Below are 16632 nucleotides of genomic sequence, written 5' to 3' on the forward strand. Positions count from 1 at the left end.
AACAACAACAATAATTATTGAATTGGTATTTTGTGTTGTGTTTGTGTGTTTGGGTTCTGTGCTCGGCGGGGGGGGGTCGGCCCGGCGGCCCCCCCCCCCCCCCCCCCCCCCCGCCGAGGCCGTGCAGCCAGCGCGCGTACTGCACGGTGGCGGGGTCGTTGCGGACGCTGTCCTGGTAGACGGTGCGCATCCGCACGCCGCGTTCCAGGGTCTCCTGGTCGAGGGCGCGGCTGGCCTCCATCACCTGGGCGGGCTGCGGGCCGCCGGGGGCGAAGGAGAGCACCTCGGCGGTGGCGTCGGAGGCGAGCTGGGTCAGCCGGTCGCGGACCTGGTCGAGGCTGGCGAGCACCTCGATGCCGCGCTGCTGGGCGGGGGCGTGGACGCTGGCGTACTCGGCGATCAGCCCGGCCATCGCGGCGCGGCTGCGTTCCATCTCGCGCTGGCGGCGGGCGGCTTCGGCCTCCTGGTGGGCCAGCAGGGTGGCCAGGCCGCGTTCCGGGTTGACGGCCCGCCAGCGGGTGCCGCAGCTGGTGGGGCGGGTGAGCGCGAGGTCGGCGAGCCGGTCGAGGGCCGCGGTGACCTCGCCCTCGGTGCTCTCCAGGTGCGCGGCGAGTCCCCTGGTGTCGAGCTCGGGGTGGAGCAGCATCGCGCGGTAGACCGCCTCGCCGAACGGGTCGAGCCCGACCGGCCCGCCCGCCGTCACCGCTTCGTCTTCCGCGTGCCCGATCGTCTGCCGGTGTGCGCCGCTCTACCCATGCCCGACCTCCAGCGCGCGTGTCGGAGCGGCCCGTGCGCGCGCCCCCGGCTCGATCTCTGACCGGCCGTCAGACTAGCGCTGTGACGGGGCGGTTAGAACGGGCTTGCGGAGATTCTGTCGGACCGGTGGGTGAACCGTGAAGACCGGCGGGTGACTGTCATCTTCCTGCCAGGCGGAGATTTGACACCTGCGGCCGGGCGCCGGGCCGCGGCGGGTGGGTCAGGCTGGAGGAATGTACGCGATCCGGCTGGAGCTCGCCCCGCCCTCGGTCGACGAGCCGTCCGCCGGTGCCGGACCGGTGCGGGACGCCCTGCTGCGGCTGCCGCTGGACGGGGCGCGGATGTGCCACGCCCGGGTGGTGTCGGCCCATGGCGGGCTGGCCGCGGTGTGCTTCCTGGCGGCGGTCTCGCTGCTGGCGGCGGAACGGTCGCTGCGGGCCGCGGCGGCGCTGCTGACCGGCCCGGAGGGGCCGCTGCCCGGCTGGGAGCTGGTGCGTTGCGAGGCCGATCCGTGGATCGCGCTGGGGCTGCACGAGGCGTCCACCCGGAGCTGACCGCGGGCCGGGCTGCTGGCCGTTGGGTGTCACGGCACTTCCGTGCCAGCTCCGGATGCTGACACGGAGGTGCCACCGGGGCCACTCTCGAGATGTCGGCAGGACGGCGGGATCGACACCGCGGGAGCAGCCCCCGGCGGGGGCCGCGGATCGGACCCGGACCTGACGACGGATCACCACAGCGCCCCGGCGGCAGCCCGGGGCTCAGCCGATCGCGAGAGGACCGGGCACTCCCATGGCGCTGAACATCCGATTTGTCACGATTGCCGCGCTGGGCGCACTGCTGGTGGCGGGCACCGGCACGGCCGCCGAACTGGTCGGCGCGGACCGGCCGGCCGCCGTCGTCACCGCCGACGGCACCGCCGTGGACGGCCCGGCCAAGCCGGACGCCGCCGCGCTGCCGCAGGACGCGCAGGCGCAGTCGGTGGTGGTCGGCCCCAGCGCCCCGCCGAGCAGCCCGGCCCCCAGCGGCAGCGCCTCCGGCTCCCCGATCCACAACGACACCTGGGGCTGGGGCTGACGGGGCCGGACCCAGACGCCGACGGACCGGACCGAGACCGCGAGGTAGCCGGATGACCACCGCACTGGAACGCCCGCTCCAGCGGGCCGTACCCCACCACCCGCTCGCCGCGCCCGCGGCGAGCCCGACCGGAGTCCTGCTGGCGGACGCGCACCACCTGTTCCGCTGCGGACTCGCGGCCCTGCTCGACCGGGAGGAGGACCTCGCGGTGGTCGCCGAGGCGGCCGGCGGCGAGGAGGCGCTGGCGGCGGCGCTGCGCACCCGGCCCGCGGTCGCGGTGCTCGGCCTGGACGGGCAGGACCCGGCCGCGGCGGAGCGGCTGCGCCAGGCGGCCCCGCACACCGCGGTGCTGCTGCTGGTCCCGGCGCTGCCGCGGACGGCGGAGCTGCGCCGGGCCCTGGTGGAGGGCGCCGCCGGGGTGCTGTTGAAGGACGTGCAGGCGGCCGCGCTGATCGCGGCGGTGCGCGAGGTGGCCCGCGGCGGGCGGGTGTACGACCCGCGGCTGGTGCTGGACGTGGTGCGCACCGGCCCGGGCAGTCCGCTCAGCCGCCGGGAGCTGGCGGTGCTCGGCGAGATCGCCGAGGGCAGCTCGGTGCGCGAGGCCGCGGCGGCGCTGTCGCTCTCCCCCGGCACGGTGCGCAACTACGTCTCCGCGGCGATCGCCAAGACCCGGGCCCGCAACCGGGTCGACGCGATCCGGATCGCCCGCGAGTGCGGCTGGCTGTAGGACCCCTGGACGAAGGCTCGCCAACGACCCGTCAGATTCCCGCTGACGGGTCGTAGGCGTGCGTGCGCGCGGATCAGCCGAAGACCGCGCCGAGGCCCTCCCCGCCGCGGGCGGCCGCCACCACGTCGGCGAAGCCGTGCGCGGTGCGCGGCACGTCGGCGGGGCGGCTGCCGATCAGGAACTCGCCGACCGAGGACTCGGCGGTCCAGTCCAGGCCGAGGGCGCGGGCGGCCGCGTCGGTGTCGCCGGAGCCGAGGCCGCACGGCGCCAGGCCCATCGCGGTGGCCACCAGGTAGAGCGTCTGGTAGAGCACGCCGACGTGCTTGAGGGTCAGCGCGTAGGCGATCTGGCTGTACTTCCAGGACAGCCGGCCGAACCGGCTGGTGACGGTGAGCAGCACCTGCGGGTCGACGGTGCAGGCGGTGGCCCGCCAGGCGGCGGTCACCAATTCGTTGAACGCCTGATCCTCGCCCGGGTGCTGGAACGGGCGGGGGCGCAGCCGGTGGGCGCCGGCGTCGTACCGGTAGACGCCGGGCTCCAGGCCGACGCACTTGACCACCGAGAGGTAGACCTCGAGTTCGCCGGTGGCGCCGCCGGCCGGGTAGGGGCGCTCCACCCCGTCGTAGCCGTGCGGGTCGGCGGGGTCGCCGGGGATCACCCGGCGGACCCGGGCCACCCGGTAGAGGAGTTCGGCGAGCTGGTCGAGCGTCACCGGGGTCTCGGCGTAGGAGCGGACCGAGCGGCGGCCCTCCAGCACCTCGCTGAGCGCGGGGTCGCGGGCGACCACGGTGTCCCAGTCGGGGACGGGCAGGTCGATGCCCGCGTCCTCCTCGCGGGAGCCGGCGCCGGGGACGGCGGGCAGTTGGGCGACGTCCTGGTGGGCGAAGACGCCGCCGGTCGGGTAGTCGTGCCGGCCGGGGCGGCTGCGGGCGTGGAACAGCAGGTCGTGGAAGTCCCACAGCGGGGCCTCGGCGCCGCTGCCGGCGTCCAGGAACCCGCCGCCGGCCAGCAGTCCGGCCAGCGCCTCGCCCTCGGCGGGCGACATGCCGGCCAGCAGCGCGGCGTCCTGGGCGGTGCGGGCCGAGGACAGCGCGGCGACGAAGGCGCCGGCCGAGGCCTGGTGGAGCGTCAGCCGGAACGGCGCCATCGGCGACTCCAGCACGCACGACTCGGCGTGGCCGTCGGGCAGCCGCCGCAGGTAGGCGAAGCGGGAGAGCACCAGCGGGCCGGTGGGCCGGGCGAAGCCGGGCAGCGCGGCGTTGCGGGCGATCGGCACGGCGGTGGCCAGCGGGGTGCCGAGCGGGTCGGCGACGGTGGTGGTGACCAGGTACGGGAAGCGCTCCAGCAGCTTGAGCAACCGGACGTGGTCGAGGGCGAGTTCGTCCAGGTCGGCGTCCTCGCGGGTGAGGGCGGCGAGCCGGGCGACGGTGGTCGCGCCGAGCGCGTGGACGCGCTGGCGGCCCCAGGGGTGGGCGAGTTCGACGTCCGCGCCCTGCGCGGTGACCTCGACCTCGGGGCGCAGCCGCAGCAGTCTGCGCAGCGGGCCGGAGCCGGTGGACGGGACGGGTGGCAGCTGTTCGATGACGGTCATGGGTACCTCCCCGGGTGGGCGGGGCAGCCGGGCCCGGCTGCCCCGCGCGTCGGTCAGATGAAGATCGGGATCGGGTTGAGCTCGCTCTCCGGGGTCGGGGCGTCCAGCCAGCCGAGCCGGACCGGGACGTCGTAGAGCCGGCCGGGCGCGAACCTGGCCCAGAAGTGCCGCATGCCGGGGACGATCACCCGGGCCACCGGCAGGCCCACGTCGGGGCGGGTCTGGTCGGCCACCAGGAACTCCATGCCGTGGTCCTCGACGATCCGCTGAACCAGCGTCAGGTCGTCGGCGAGGTCGGCGCCCGCGAGCGGCAGCCAGCTCGCGGGGGTGGAGCGCGGGGCGTTCGGGTCGGGCAGCAGGTAGGGCTGGTTGGCCACGGTGGCGGTGGTCCACCAGGCCTTCTGCTCGGGGTCGGCGCCGGCGTAGCTGACCCGGCCGTGCTCGTCGCCGGCCACCGGGCCGAGGAACTGGTTCATCTCGGTGAGCGCCCGGGTGAGCGCGATGTGCGGGTCGAGGTGCGCGCCGAAGGCGATCAGCACGTCCTCGTTGGTGCCGGCGCCGGCGTCCGTGCGGCGGGAGAACGCGCCGACCACCGGGATGCCGAAGTCGGCGGTCAGGTCGAGCGCCCAGATCTCCCGGCGCAGGCCGCGGTAGACGTCGCGCAGCTGGTCGATGTACGGGTCGCCGAAGGCGTCCAGGTCGACGGCGGGCCGCTGCACGCGGTTGTACCACCACAGCGCCACCGCGTCGCGTTCCACCAGCTCCAGGAAGCCCTGCAGGACGGCGTCCTCGAAGGAGGTGCCGGCCGCGCAGCCGTTGGAGTCGCCGGCCGCGTAGAACCGGCCGCGGTGCCGGTAGCCGTAGTACATCGCCTGGGTGGGCAGCCAGCGGGTGCGGCCCTCGGTCAGCGACCAGGCCGGGGACCACTCGATCGGGTCGTCGGCGCGGAACGGCTCCGGGACGACGTTGAACATCGACTGCTTGACGTTCCAGCGGTCCCGCTCGGCGTACTGCTTCGCCGAGTACAGCAGGGTCCGCTCGGGGTGGATCGCGGCGTCGCCGAGCTCGCCGAAGGTGGCGGTGCGGCGGGCCTCGTCGCCCTGGAAGACGCCGGAGAAGCGCTCCATCGCCTCGCCGAGCGCGGAGGCCCTGGCCTGCACGTCGGTGCGGCCCTTACCGCAGCTGACCGAGCGCAGGCCGGTGCGCAGCTGCTTGAGGTCGCCGCTCTGCCGGGACAGGTTCTGCCCGGAGACGTACACCCGCAGGCCGGTGGGGGTGCGGGCGGCGGGCACCAGGGTGGTGACCACGCCGGTGATCGGGCTGAGCTGGGGCCGGTACTTCTCCAGCATGTCCTCGGGCGAGGCGGAGCGGTGCCCGCCGTCCGCGGTGAACGCCTTGGGACGGGACTCGAAGCGCACCGGCTCCAGCTGACGGCGGGTCACCAGCGAGTCGTCACCGCAGGCGGTGCACTGCGGGCGGCGCACCAGGGTGTGCTTCTCGCTCTCCAGCAGCACGGTGTCCAGGGTGGTGACGGCGGGCTGCGCGGGGCGGGCGCCGGCCAGCCACTTGGCGGTCTCCAGCGCGGCGAGCTGGGTGCCGAGGGCCAGGGTGGCGGGCAGGTGGGCGCCGGCGGTGGAGATCGGCTCGTCCTGGCCGAGCCGGTGCTGCAGGTAGCTGAGCGACTGGCGGTTGGCGGAGAGCCGGTGGGCCAGGCACTCCCAGCAGCCGGAGCCGTCCGCGCCGTCCGCGCCCGGGACGTCGGGGGTGAAGACCGGGCCGACCCAGACGATCGAGCCGACCGGGCGGGCCAGCAGCCACGGCCGGCCCTCGGCCAGCGCCTGCCGGTTGCGCTCGGCCAGGCCCGGGTGCAGGTAGTCCTCGGTGAGGGCGACGGTGAACGCGGCGTCCTGGTCGACCGTCACCCCGGCGGCGGCGAGCGCGGCGAGGAACGGGGCGGGGTCCAGCTCGCCGTACACCTCGACCCGGACCCGCGCGGTGCGCAGCGCGGCCATCGCGGTGTCGCCGTCCTGGCCGGCCATCTCGAAGAAGGCGGCGCCGGGCCGGTCGGTGGCCGGGTCGGCGGCGGTCACCCAGCCGCCGGCCCGCAGCTTGTCGACGCCCGCGCCGACCTTGTCGGCCGGGACGGTGCCGTCGAGGGCGGCGCCGATCTGCTCGGCGGTGCGGGTGCCGTCCAGCAGCGGGGCGAGGGCCTGGGCGAGCGTGCCGTCGACCACCGAGACGCCGCGCTCGGAGACCAGGTAGACGGCCTCGCCGTCGACCACGTACGGGGTGAAGTGGCGTTTGAAGCCGATGAGTTCGGACATGGCGGGGACTCCTCGAAGCGGGTCAGCGCAGGGTGGCGAGCGGGGCGGCGGAGGTGTCGTGCAGGCGCAGCAGCAGCAGGCCGACGGCGACGGTGCCGTCCAGCGCGCCGAGGTTGACGGCGTCGTGCGCGGCCCGGTCGGGGAACCAGGTGCCGTGCAGGCGGTGACGGGTGATCAGCTCGCGGACCATCAGGGCGGCGGCCTCCCGGCCGTCGTAGAACGGGCCGGGCAGCAGCGCCTCGGTCTCTTCGGGGAGGGTGTGCACCAGGCCCGCCTCGGCGGCGCTGAGCGCCTCGGTGGCGGCGGAGAGCAGGGCGCGGCCGGTGAGCGCGGCCAGTTCGGGGCCGGTGACCGGCGGGGCGAGCGCGCCGAGGTCGGCCTGGTCGACGGCGTCCGCGCCGAGCGAGACGGCGGTGTCCAGCAGGGCGAGCCGGCCGGCCCTGGTGTGGGTGGCGAAGCGGTGGGCGCGCAGCCGGGCGCGCACCTGCTCGGGGTCGGCGAGCAGCCCGGGCGCCTCGCCGAGGGTGCGGGCGAGCGCGGCGGCGACCGAGTCCGGGCCGCCGGGGACCAGCTCCAGGAAGTCGAACATCGGCATTTCCTCGCCGAGCCGGTCGAGCGCGGTGTCCGCCAGGGTGCGGATCGCCTGGTCGGTGTCGGCGTGTCCGGCGCCCGCGGCGCGGCGCAGCCGCAGCAGGTTGAGCAGCAGCCCGGCGGTGCCCAGCGGCACGTCGGCGTGCGGGACCTTCATCGGGCGGCCGGGCCGGGAGGCGGCGGACTCGGCGACCGACAGCGCGCCGGGCACCAGGGCCTGCGCGGCGGTCAGGAAGTCCGGCTCGCCGAGCAGCAGTCCGCCGCGGGCCAGGCCGTGGATGACCGCGCCGGGGCCGGCGAGGCCGCCGGGGACGGGCGCGCCGGAGGCGAGGCGGGAGTCGGCGGCGAAGGCGAAGGCCCGCGGCTCCCGGGGGTCGATCAGTGCGGCGGCCTCGCTCAGCAGCCGGTGCGCGGCCCGGTGGAAGCGCGGTTCGCCGGTGGCGGACCACAGTTCGGCGAGCAGCAGGGCGATGCCGAGGGTGCCGGAGACCAGGTCCGGGCCGAGCGCCTCGACCTGCCGCAGCCCGGTGCCCGGGTACCAGCTCTGGCCGAGCCAGCCGGTCGGCCGGCGGTCGGCGAGGATCCGGTCGCCGAGCGCGGTGGCCTCGGCCAGCAGTTCGCCGGAGGCGGGGAGTTCGGCGGCCACCAGCGGGCGGGCGGGCTTCGCCGGGGGCTGCTCGGTGCCGGCCCGGGCGGCGTCGACGCAGCCGGTGAGCACCGCGACCTGCGCCTCCAGGTCGAAGCCGTCGAGTTCGGCGACCCGCTGCTGCAGCCGCTTCCAGCCGGTGGACTGGAAGTGCCCGGGGATCTCCCGGCCGTCCGCGGTGAAGACCGAGGAGGAGGTGGTCAGCGAGCGGAAGAACGGGATGTCGAAGACCCGGAAGGAGTCCAGTTCGGCGAGCACCACCTCCAGCAGGTCGCCGCGGGCGGCGTCCCCGGCCCGGGCGGTCACCGCGCCGCGCAGCGCGCCCGCGATCACCGTCTCCCGGGTCGCGCCGTCGTCCAGCGCGAGCGGGCTGGTGGAGGCCCGCAGGATCTTGTACCCGTCCCAGGTGTGCCGCCAGATGTACCGCACCCAGACTCCCCGGAAGCCGCTCAACGGCCCCTCCGGGTCCGCGAGTTCACCGCGCAGCCGGTGCAGCGCGGCATGCATCTCGCGGTAGCCCTCGACCACCTCCTCGCCGTACTGCCACGGGTCGGCGACCTGCCCGTCGTGCACCGGGCGGTACGGGGGCAGCGGCAGCGCGGGCACGCCCGGCGCGGTCTCCAGGCTGCCGACCCGGGACAGGCAGCCGATGTCGAGGGCGTCGGTGCGCCCGGCCGGGGTCCACGCCTGGAAGGCCATCGCGGTGCGCACCACGGTGGTCTCCAGCTCGTCCAGCAGGCCGTGCTGAGCGGCCGTCAGCACCGGCGGGGCCTGCACCCGCGGGTACAGCAGGCACTCCAGGTCGATCAGCACCGGGTACTCGCCGTCGGCGAGCAGGTTGTCCGCCCACAGGTCGCGGCCCTCCAGCAGCTGGACCAGCCGGATCGTCATGCCGAGGCGGCGGTAGAACCGGGCGAAGCCCTCGCGGTCGGCGCAGGGGCGGGACGGGACCAGCTCCTCCCAGCCGTAGTCGCCGGAGCAGTCGGCGCTCAGCGAGGCGCCGTGGCCGTCGTCGCCGCGGTCGCTGCGCACCAGCACGGTGCGCAGCGGCAGGTCGAGGCTGAGCTCGCGGTTCAGCCGGGCGGAGAGGTCGAGGAAGGCGGTGGCGTGCCGCATGTCCTTGGGCTTGTAGACCACGCCGGCGCCGCCCTCGAAGCGCAGCAGCGCCACCGAGCGGCCCTGGGCGTGCCGGTCGCCGGCGTCGCCGTGCACCGAGGCGAGCGCGCCCGGGTCGACGCCCTGCCACATCCGCTCGACCAGCAGCGCCCGGTCCGCGGCGAGCCGGGCGAACATCTCGGTGTACATCTCCTGCCACTGCCGGCAGACCGTGCCGACCAGGTGGGCCAGGGCGGGCAGCCGCTCCAGCCGGGCCAGCCAGCCCGCGGCGGAGGCGTCGACGCCGCCCTCGGCGTCCCAGGCGGTGGCCCGGGGCCGGCCGGTGGCCAGCTGGAACTCGTGGCAGAACGTCAGGTTGCAGGCCTCGGTGAGCCGGCCGGCCAGGGTGCGGGCCAGGTCGGCGCGGGCCTGCTCGGCGACCGGGACGCCGAGCACCCCGCCGGGGCCGTACGGCAGCAGCGCGTCCGCGGCGGCGGCGAACCCGGCGCTCAGCGCGCCCGGCCCGGTGGCCGGCTCGGCGGGCTGCGCGCGCAGGAAGGCGGCCAGCGCGTGCGCCCAGCCGGGCAGCCGGTCGGCGTCGGCGAGCCGGACCCGGCGCAGGCCCTCGCCGAGCGGGCGGCCGGTCTCGGCGAGGTGGTCGAGCAGCACCCCGGCGGAGCGCTGGTCGCCGGCCGCCCGGCTCAGCCAGGTCTCCACGGCGGCGGCCCGGCTGCGCCGGTCCTGGTCGGGGTCGGGGGCGAACAGCGCCTGCCCGTCCGGGCGGGCCGCGGCGCGTTCGTCGAAGCTCGCGGCGGTGGCGATCACGGCCCGCAGGCGCTCGTCGGCGCCGGGCAGTTCGGGCAGCAGGGCGGTGTGCGGGGCGTGGCCCGGACTTCCGGCGGTGCGGAGCCAGGTCTGCATCTCGAGCGACATCTCACATCTCCTGGAATCGGGCGAGGCGGGTGAACAGCGGGTCGGTGCCGAGGAGTTCGCGGTAGGTGCCCGAGGCGGACACCCGTCCCCCGTCCAGCACGTAGATCCGGTCGGCGGTGCGGATGGTGCTCAGTCGGTGGGCGATCACCAGCCGGGTGCGGTCGAGGGCGGCCACGGCCTCGGCGACCCGGTGCTGGGTGGCGTTGTCGAGCGCGGAGGTGGCCTCGTCGAGCAGCAGCACCGCCGGGTCGCGGACCAGCGCCCGGGCCAGCAGCAGCCGCTGCACCTGGCCGCCGGAGAAGCCCTGCGCGTCCTCCCCGACCCGGGTGCCCAGGCCCATCGGCAGGGCGCGCAACTCGTCGGCGATGCCGGCGAGTTCGGCGGCGTGCCAGATCCGCTGCTCGGTGACGTCGGGGTCGGCGCCGGCCAGGTTCTCCAGCAGCGAGCCGCGCAGCATCCGGCCGTGCTGGAGCACCGAGCCGAGTTGACGGCGCACCAGGTCCGGGTCGAGTCCGGCCAGGTCGCGGTCGTCGTAGCGGATCGCGCCGGACTCCGGCCGCTCGAAGCCGAGCAGCAGCCGGATCAGGGTGGACTTCCCCGCGCCGGACGGCCCGACCACGGCGACGAACTCGCCGGGCTCGGCCCGCAGCGACACCCCGTCCAGGGCCGGCAGCGCGCTGCCCGGGTAGCGGAACACCACCTCGTCCAGGGCGAGCCGGCCGCGCAGCCGGCCGGGGTCCTGCTGTCCGGTGCGCTCGGCGGCGGCCGGTTCGGCCAGCACCGGGCGCAGCCGTTCCAGCACCGGGGCGATGCCGTACGCGCCGGCCGCGGCGTGGGTGACCTGGCCGAGTGCCAGGGCGACCTGGCCGGCCGCCACCCCGGCGGCCATCAGGTGGCCGGCCTGGGTGCCGGAGCCGAAGGTCGCCCCGGCCAGCAGCACGGCCAGCAGCAGCGGCTGCAGCGCGGCGCTCAGCGCCCCGGCGGCCGCGTCCACCCGCATCGCGGCGGCGTCCGCCCGCTTCTGCGCGGCGAACGGGCCGGCCCAGCGAGCGAAGGCCTGGATCTCGCGGCCCGCGGTCTGGATCTTGTCGATGCCCAGCAGCAGCCCGTACAGCACTCCTTGGAGCTGTCCGTGGGCGGCGAACACCGCCGACTCGTGCTCCTGGCGGCGACGGCCGAGCAGCAGCAGCCCGGCCGTCACCGCCAGCACGGCGAGCAGCAGCAGCCCGCCGAGCCGCCAGTCCACCAGCAGCAGCACGGTCAGGCCCGTGCAGGCGAACACCGCGCCGAGCACGGCACCCACCAGCACCTCCGAGAGCGCCTGCCGGGCCAGTGCCACCGCGTTCGCCCGGTGCACCAGGTCACCCGTGGTGTAGTCGCGGAAGAACCGCACGTCCTGGGCCAGCAGCCGGTCCCAGACGGCGGGTTCGAGCGCGTGCTGCACCCGGCTGGTGAGCCGGACGGCCGCGGTGTTGCGGACCAGCGTGAGCAGCCAGGACGCGGCCACCGCGGAGCCCAGCAGCACGGCCAGCCAGCGCACCGGGTGCTTCTCGGCCAGCAGCAGGCCGGGCAGCAGCACTCCGGTGGACAGCGGGACGAGCAGGCCGAGCAGTGCCGACACGAGTCCGGCCGCGCTGAGCACCGCCAGGTCCCGGCGGGCACCGGGCGCGGCGAGGGCGAAGCGCAGCAGGACTCCCGGGGTCGGGCGCCCCGGTGGCAGCGGCGGGTACAGCAGCAGCGCCTGGCGGCTCAACACCTCGGGGGCGGCGGCCCCTTCGGCACCCGGGTCGAGCCGGCGGTGCCGCCCGGCCCGGGGGATCAGGGCGATCGGCCGACCGTCCGAGGCGGCGAAGGCCACCATCGGCCCGGCCGTCCCGCTCGGGTCGCCGCCGCCGTCCCTGCCCGCCGGCAGGGTGACGGGCCGCCAGCGCATCCCGGCCCGGCGCAGCAGCGCCGTCACCGGGTCGGCGGCCTCCCGCACCGCGGCCGGCAGCTCCTGGGGCAGTCGGACGCCGAGCGCCCGCAGCACCTCCCGCGCCCGGTCCGCGCGGTGGCGCGGCGCATCCGGCGGGCCGCCGGGGCGCGAGGAGGGGTGCTGCCGGGCGTGCGCGGTGCCGATCGTGGCCAGCGCATCCGCGAGCGCGGTGCGGTTGGCCGCCACGGTGGCGTCGACCCGGTTCGCCGGGCCGCACTCGATGTCCCCCGCGGTGCTCTGGGACCCGCCCGGACGGGCGGCGGTCGTGGTGACGCTCATGCCTCCTCCTCCGGAGCGGTCGTGGTGGGCTGCGCGGCGTTCCCGGTCCCCGGGTCCGTCTCGTGCAGCAGGTCGCGGTAGGGGCCGTCCTGGGCGGCGAGTTCCGCCGGCGTGCCCTGCTGGACGATCCGGCCGTCGGTGAGGACCACCACCCGGTCCGCGGCCTGGATGGTGCTGAGCCGGTGGGCCAGGATCAGGCAGGTGACGCCGCGGCGGCGGAGGTTGGCGGTGACGGCGGCCTCGGTGTGGGCGTCGAGCGCGCTGGTGGCCTCGTCCAGGACGAGCAGCGCGGGGTCGAGGGCGAGGGCGCGGGCCAGCTCGAGGCGTTGGCGCTCGCCGCCGGAGAGGTTGCGGGCGTCCTCGTCGACCGCCGCGTCCAGCCCGCCGCGGCGGCGGACCAGCTCGGCGGCCTCCGCGTCGGCCAGCGCCCGGTGCAGCGCGTCCTCGTCCGCGGCCGGGTTCCAGAGCGTCAGGTTCTCCCGGAAGGTGCCCTCGAAGAGCCGCAACTGCTGCTCCACGTAAGCGATCTGACTGGTCACCACGGACCGGTGCCAGTCGTCCCGGGCCCGGTCGTCGAGCAGCACCTCGCCGCTCCACGGCCGCAGCACCCCGGCCGCCAGCCGGGCCAGCGTCGACTTGCCGCTGCCGCTGGAGCCGACCACGGCGACCCACTCGCCGGGGGCGATCCGCAGCGAGATCCCGGCCAGCGCCGGCGGACGGTTCGGGTCGTAGCCGAACTCCAGCCCGCGCAGCTCCAGTTCGCCGCGCAGCCGGTCGGCGCCGGCGGGCGCGTCCAGCACGGGCGTCAGGTACGGGTCGACCTTGCTGGTCTCGACGTCCTCCAGCAGCGCGTTCTGCGCCCGGGCGACGGTGAACTCGGCGCCGGTGCCTACCAGTTGGGAGACCGGCAGGAGGAAGCCGTTGAGCAGCAGCAGGAAGGCCAGCAGAGTGCCGAGGGACAGCGAGCCGGCCAGCAGCAGCACCGTGCCGGCGATCACCGCGGCCGCGGCGGCGGCCGAGTTGAGCGCGCCGGGCAGCGACAGCGGCACCAGCACCGCCTGGGCGACCCGCTGGCCGGTGTGCGCGGCCCGGGCCTGCCAGCCGGACCAGGACCGGAACAGCGCGTCCTCGGCGCCCTCCGCCTTGACCGTCTCGATCGCCGACACCCCGGCGAAGGCGACGCCGTCGCGCTTGTGCTGCTCGGCGTGCAGCCGGTGCAGCAGCCCGCCGCGCCGCCGGTCGGCGACCCGCAGCGCCCACGCGTCCAGCGCGGCGACCGCCACCGGGATCGCGGCCAGTTTCGGCGCCAGCCACACCAGCGCGGCCAGGTGCACCCCGGCCGCGGCCAGCGAGGAGGCCGCGCCGGCCACCCGGTAGGAGAGCAGGTGGGCGAGGCCGTCGTTCAGCTGCACCCGGGTGACCAGTCCGCCGAGCTGCCGGCGGTGGAAGAACGCGCCGGGCAGCCGCAGCATCCGCCACAGGAAGGCCGAGGACGACCGGGCCGCCATCGCCTCCAGCACCCGGTTCACCATCGCCTGGCGCAGCCAACTGCCGCCCAGCACGAGCCCGGTGACGGCCGCTCCGGCCAGCGTCAGCGGCACCGCCCAGTTCCCGGCGCCGCCGTTCACCACCGCCGCCAGGTAGGCCCGCAGCAGGAACGCCGCCGCCACGCCCGGCACCGTCAGCAGCATGCCGACCAGCACCGCCGCGAGCAGCGGCCCGGCGTACGGGCGCATCCGGGCGGTCAGCGCGTTCAGCAGCGGGAAGCGGCGGCCGCCGCGCTCGAAGTCCGGGCCGGGCTCGAAGCCGACCGCGATGCCCGCGAAGGACTCCCAGAACTCCGCCGGGGTGGCCGAATAGCCGCCCAGCGACGGGTCGTTGACGTACACCCGGCCACGCTTGACGCCTTCGAACACGGCGAAGTGCGGTCCGGTCACCAGCACCATCGACGGCACCGGCACGTGTTCCAGGCCGGCCAGCCGTCCCTCGGTGCGCACCACCCGGCGCCCGCGCGCCTTCAGTCCGTACCGGCCCGCGGCCCGCGCCACCGCGGCGGCGCTGACGCCGTCCCGGCTCACCCCGCAGGCCCGCGACGCCTCGTGCAGCGTCACCCGCCGCCCGAACGCGCCCAGCACGATCGCCAGGCAGGCGGCGCCGCAGTCCTGCTCCTCCATCTGTGGGACGACGGGCGTCCGAAGGTACCTGCGCGGCTTGGCCGTCGCCTTCCGGGCGGCGGTCCGCGGGTCGGCGGCGGGCTGGTCGGCGGGCGGCGAGTCAGGGGTCGACGGGTCAGGGGTCGACGGGTCGGCAGCGGGCTGGTCGGCGGGCGGCGAGTCGGGGGTCGAAGGGTCGGCGGCGGGGGGCGAGGTGCGTTCGGGGGACTCGGCCTGGGGTTCCAGGGTGCGGAGCCGGCTCGGCCTCATCGCTTGGCCTCCGTGCCGAGGACCGCCTGGTACGGGTGCCGGCTGCCGAGGTCGACCCGGACCTGGAGCGCGATCGGGCCCTGCAGCGTGACGCCGGCGGGCAGCGTGGCGTACGCGACCCAGACCGGGGCGGCGCCGGTCGGCAGGCCGGGCAGCGGGACGGGCAGGGTGCCGTCCAGCGCGTCGGCGCGGACCGGCAGCGGTTCGACCGCGTCGACCACCGCCCGGACGACTCCCCCACCGGGGACCGGCACCAGGACCGGCAGGCCGGGGCGGAGCTTCGCCGCGTCCTGCGGGCTCACGGCGAGCAGCCGCACGGTGGCCGGGGCGTCGGCCGGGTCGAGGGCCAGCAGCGGCGCTCCGGGAGCGAGTGGGGTGCCGGGCGCGGCCAGCAGGGCGCTCACCGTGCCGGCCCGGGGCGAAGTCACCTCGACCGGGCCGTCGGCGGCGGCGAGCACCGCGACCACCTGTCCGGCGGCCACCGGCTCCCCCGGACCGACCTTGAACTCGGCCAGGCTGCCCGCCCGTTCGGCGGCCACCCGGACCGGCGCGGTCCCGTGCGCGGCGACCGCCTGCACCGTCAGGGCGTGCGGGAGCCTCCCCCACACCGCCCACCCGGCGCCCGCGCCGACCGCGAGCAGCAACGCCGCACCGGCGATCCACAGCCGGGCCCCGACCAGCCGGACCGGCTGGTCCAGCCCGGGCTCCAACACGGCAGCAGCCCGAGCCGCTGCCACCGCAGCCTGCGAGCGCTCGCCAACGGGCTCCCCGCCCGCGACCTGCGCAGCACCCTGAGGTTCCGTCACCGTGCTCATGCCGCCACCCCCACGAGGGCGCGGGCCGAACGCACCGGCAGCTCGAACCCGGCCACAGCAACAGCCGCGACGGGCTCCCCGCCCGCGATCCCCCGGCTGCTCTCCGCCGCCCACGCAGCGTCCTGACGTGCCATCACCTTCTTCATGCCGCCACCTCCACGAGGGCATCGGCGCGCAGCGGGCAGTGCACCGGCAGCTCGCGGACGCCGCCGAAGGCGAACTGTTCGTGGCGGCGGGCGGTGGCCTCGGTCAGCGGGGTGCTCAGCACCCTCTCGGTGCCCGCGTCGGCGAGGCCGCGCAGCACGGCGGCGCCGGCCAGCAGGGAGAGCGGGGCGCCGAGGCAGTGGTGCGGGCCGTGACCGAAGGCGAGGTGGTGGCGTTCGGCGCGGGCGGCGTCGAAGCGGTCGGGGTCGGGGAAGCGCCGCGGGTCGCGGTTGGCGGCGGCGTAGAGCAGCATGGCGACGCTGCCGGCGGGCAGCACGGCGGACCCGAGGTCGACGTCGCGGGTCAGCGCGCGGGCGCTGGCCCGGACGGGGCTGCCGAGGCGCTGGGCCTCGTCGAAGACCGCCTCGGCGAGCGCGGGTTCGGCGCGCAGCCGCGCGGCGAGGCCGGGGGTGCGGATCAACTCCCAGGCGGCGAGGGCGAGTCCGGAGGTCAGGGTCTCCAACCCGTTGGCGAAGAGCATCACCACGAAGGCGAGCAGTTCCTCGGTGTCGAGCCGGCCGTCGGCCCGCGCGACGGTCAGCCTGCTGATCAGGTCGTCGCCGGGGCGGGCGGCCCGCTCGGCGCACAGCTCCTCGACGTAGGCGCGGAACTCGGCGAACTCGGCGTCCAGTTCGGCGGCCTGCTCGCCCTCCCCGAAGGGGTCGAGCAGCGCGCGGGCGACCAGCGAGGCCCAGCCGGTGATCCGGTCGTGCTCGGTGTCCGGGATGTCGAGGATGGCGCAGGAGACCGCGACCGGCAGCGGCACCGCGAGGTCGGCGACCAGTTCGAAGGAGCCGGAGTCCAGCAGCGGGGCGAGCAGCCGGGCGGCGGTGGTCTCGATGCGTTCGCGCATCTGCTCCAGGCGGCGGTGGCTGAACGCGGCGGTGGCCAGCCGCTTGAGCCGGCCGTGGTCGTCGCCGTCGCGCATCGGCAGCATCCGGTTGACCACCTTCAGCAGGGCGGTGTTGCCCGCCCGGGGCAGTCCGACACTGGTCGGGTCGACGGCGGTGCCGGGGTTCATCAGGACGGTGAGGATCTCCTGGTAGCCGGAGACCACGTACAACGGGCCGAGGTCCAGGACGGGTGCCTCGGCCAGCAGCCTGCGGTAGAGCGCGGGTGGGTCCTGCTGAGCGGCGGGCTGCTGGATGAACCGCGTCAGCTCGTGCCGGAGGCTGTCCATGCCCGGCTCTCCTTACGGG

Annotated in this window: 11 protein-coding genes and 1 pseudogene; 3 read left to right on the forward strand and 9 right to left on the reverse strand. The window is 76.4% G+C overall.

Going from position 1 to position 16632, the window contains the following annotated elements; all coding sequences use genetic code 11:
• Nucleotides 1-703, reverse strand: a pseudogene (locus tag AB0K51_RS16470) (hypothetical protein); the annotation flags it as partial.
• Nucleotides 704-989: 286 nt separating this feature from the next.
• Between AB0K51_RS16470 and AB0K51_RS16475 the strand changes: the two are divergent.
• From AB0K51_RS16475 to AB0K51_RS16485, 3 genes are all read left to right on the forward strand, one after another.
• Nucleotides 990-1310: a hypothetical protein gene (locus AB0K51_RS16475; protein WP_363455130.1), complete on the forward strand. Its 321-nt coding sequence runs from the start codon at nt 990-992 to the stop codon at nt 1308-1310.
• A gap of 235 nt (nt 1311-1545) precedes the next feature.
• Nucleotides 1546-1830, forward strand: a complete 285-nt coding sequence (locus AB0K51_RS16480) for a hypothetical protein (RefSeq protein WP_363455132.1) — start codon at nt 1546-1548, stop codon at nt 1828-1830.
• A 52-nt stretch (nt 1831-1882) separates the two neighbouring features.
• Nucleotides 1883-2557 (forward strand): response regulator transcription factor, encoded by a 675-nt coding sequence (locus tag AB0K51_RS16485; protein WP_363455135.1) that lies wholly within the window; start codon nt 1883-1885, stop codon nt 2555-2557.
• Between the two features lie 73 nt (nt 2558-2630).
• Here the strand turns inward: AB0K51_RS16485 and AB0K51_RS16490 are convergent, their stop codons facing one another.
• The 8 genes from AB0K51_RS16490 to AB0K51_RS16525 all read right to left on the reverse strand — a co-directional run bounded on the left by AB0K51_RS16490 (nt 2631) and on the right by AB0K51_RS16525 (nt 16613).
• Entirely contained in the window at nt 2631-4148 is a 1518-nt protein-coding gene (locus AB0K51_RS16490; protein WP_363455138.1) for a SagB family peptide dehydrogenase, read from the reverse strand.
• A 53-nt stretch (nt 4149-4201) separates the two neighbouring features.
• A complete protein-coding gene (locus tag AB0K51_RS16495) occupies nt 4202-6472 on the reverse strand; it encodes a TOMM precursor leader peptide-binding protein (RefSeq protein WP_363455141.1) in 2271 nt (756 codons plus the stop codon).
• Nucleotides 6473-6494: 22 nt separating this feature from the next.
• On the reverse strand, nt 6495-9737 hold the full coding sequence (gene lanM, locus AB0K51_RS16500; RefSeq protein WP_363455144.1) for a type 2 lanthipeptide synthetase LanM: 3243 nt from the start codon (nt 9735-9737) through the stop codon (nt 6495-6497).
• A gap of 1 nt (nt 9738) precedes the next feature.
• Nucleotides 9739-11991: an ATP-binding cassette domain-containing protein gene (locus AB0K51_RS16505; RefSeq protein ID WP_363455147.1), complete on the reverse strand. Its 2253-nt coding sequence runs from the start codon at nt 11989-11991 to the stop codon at nt 9739-9741.
• On the reverse strand, nt 11988-14414 hold the full coding sequence (locus tag AB0K51_RS16510; RefSeq protein ID WP_363455150.1) for an ATP-binding cassette domain-containing protein: 2427 nt from the start codon (nt 14412-14414) through the stop codon (nt 11988-11990). The genes AB0K51_RS16505 and AB0K51_RS16510 overlap by 4 nt, the downstream gene beginning before the upstream one ends.
• Nucleotides 14411-15127: an HlyD family efflux transporter periplasmic adaptor subunit gene (locus AB0K51_RS16515; RefSeq protein ID WP_363455153.1), complete on the reverse strand. Its 717-nt coding sequence runs from the start codon at nt 15125-15127 to the stop codon at nt 14411-14413. Before AB0K51_RS16515 ends, AB0K51_RS16510 begins: the two co-directional genes overlap by 4 nt.
• Before the next feature lie 98 nt (nt 15128-15225).
• Nucleotides 15226-15375, reverse strand: coding sequence for a hypothetical protein (locus AB0K51_RS16520; RefSeq protein WP_363455156.1), 150 nt, complete (start codon nt 15373-15375; stop codon nt 15226-15228).
• Nucleotides 15372-16613 carry a cytochrome P450 gene (locus AB0K51_RS16525; RefSeq protein WP_363455159.1) on the reverse strand — a complete coding sequence of 414 codons (1242 nt, stop codon included), beginning with the start codon at nt 16611-16613 and terminating at the stop codon, nt 15372-15374. Before AB0K51_RS16525 ends, AB0K51_RS16520 begins: the two co-directional genes overlap by 4 nt.
• Between the last annotated feature and the right edge of the window lie 19 nt (nt 16614-16632).

Origin of the sequence: Kitasatospora sp. NPDC049285, from assembly GCF_040678815.1 — a bacterium.
Lineage (GTDB): Bacteria > Actinomycetota > Actinomycetes > Streptomycetales > Streptomycetaceae > Kitasatospora.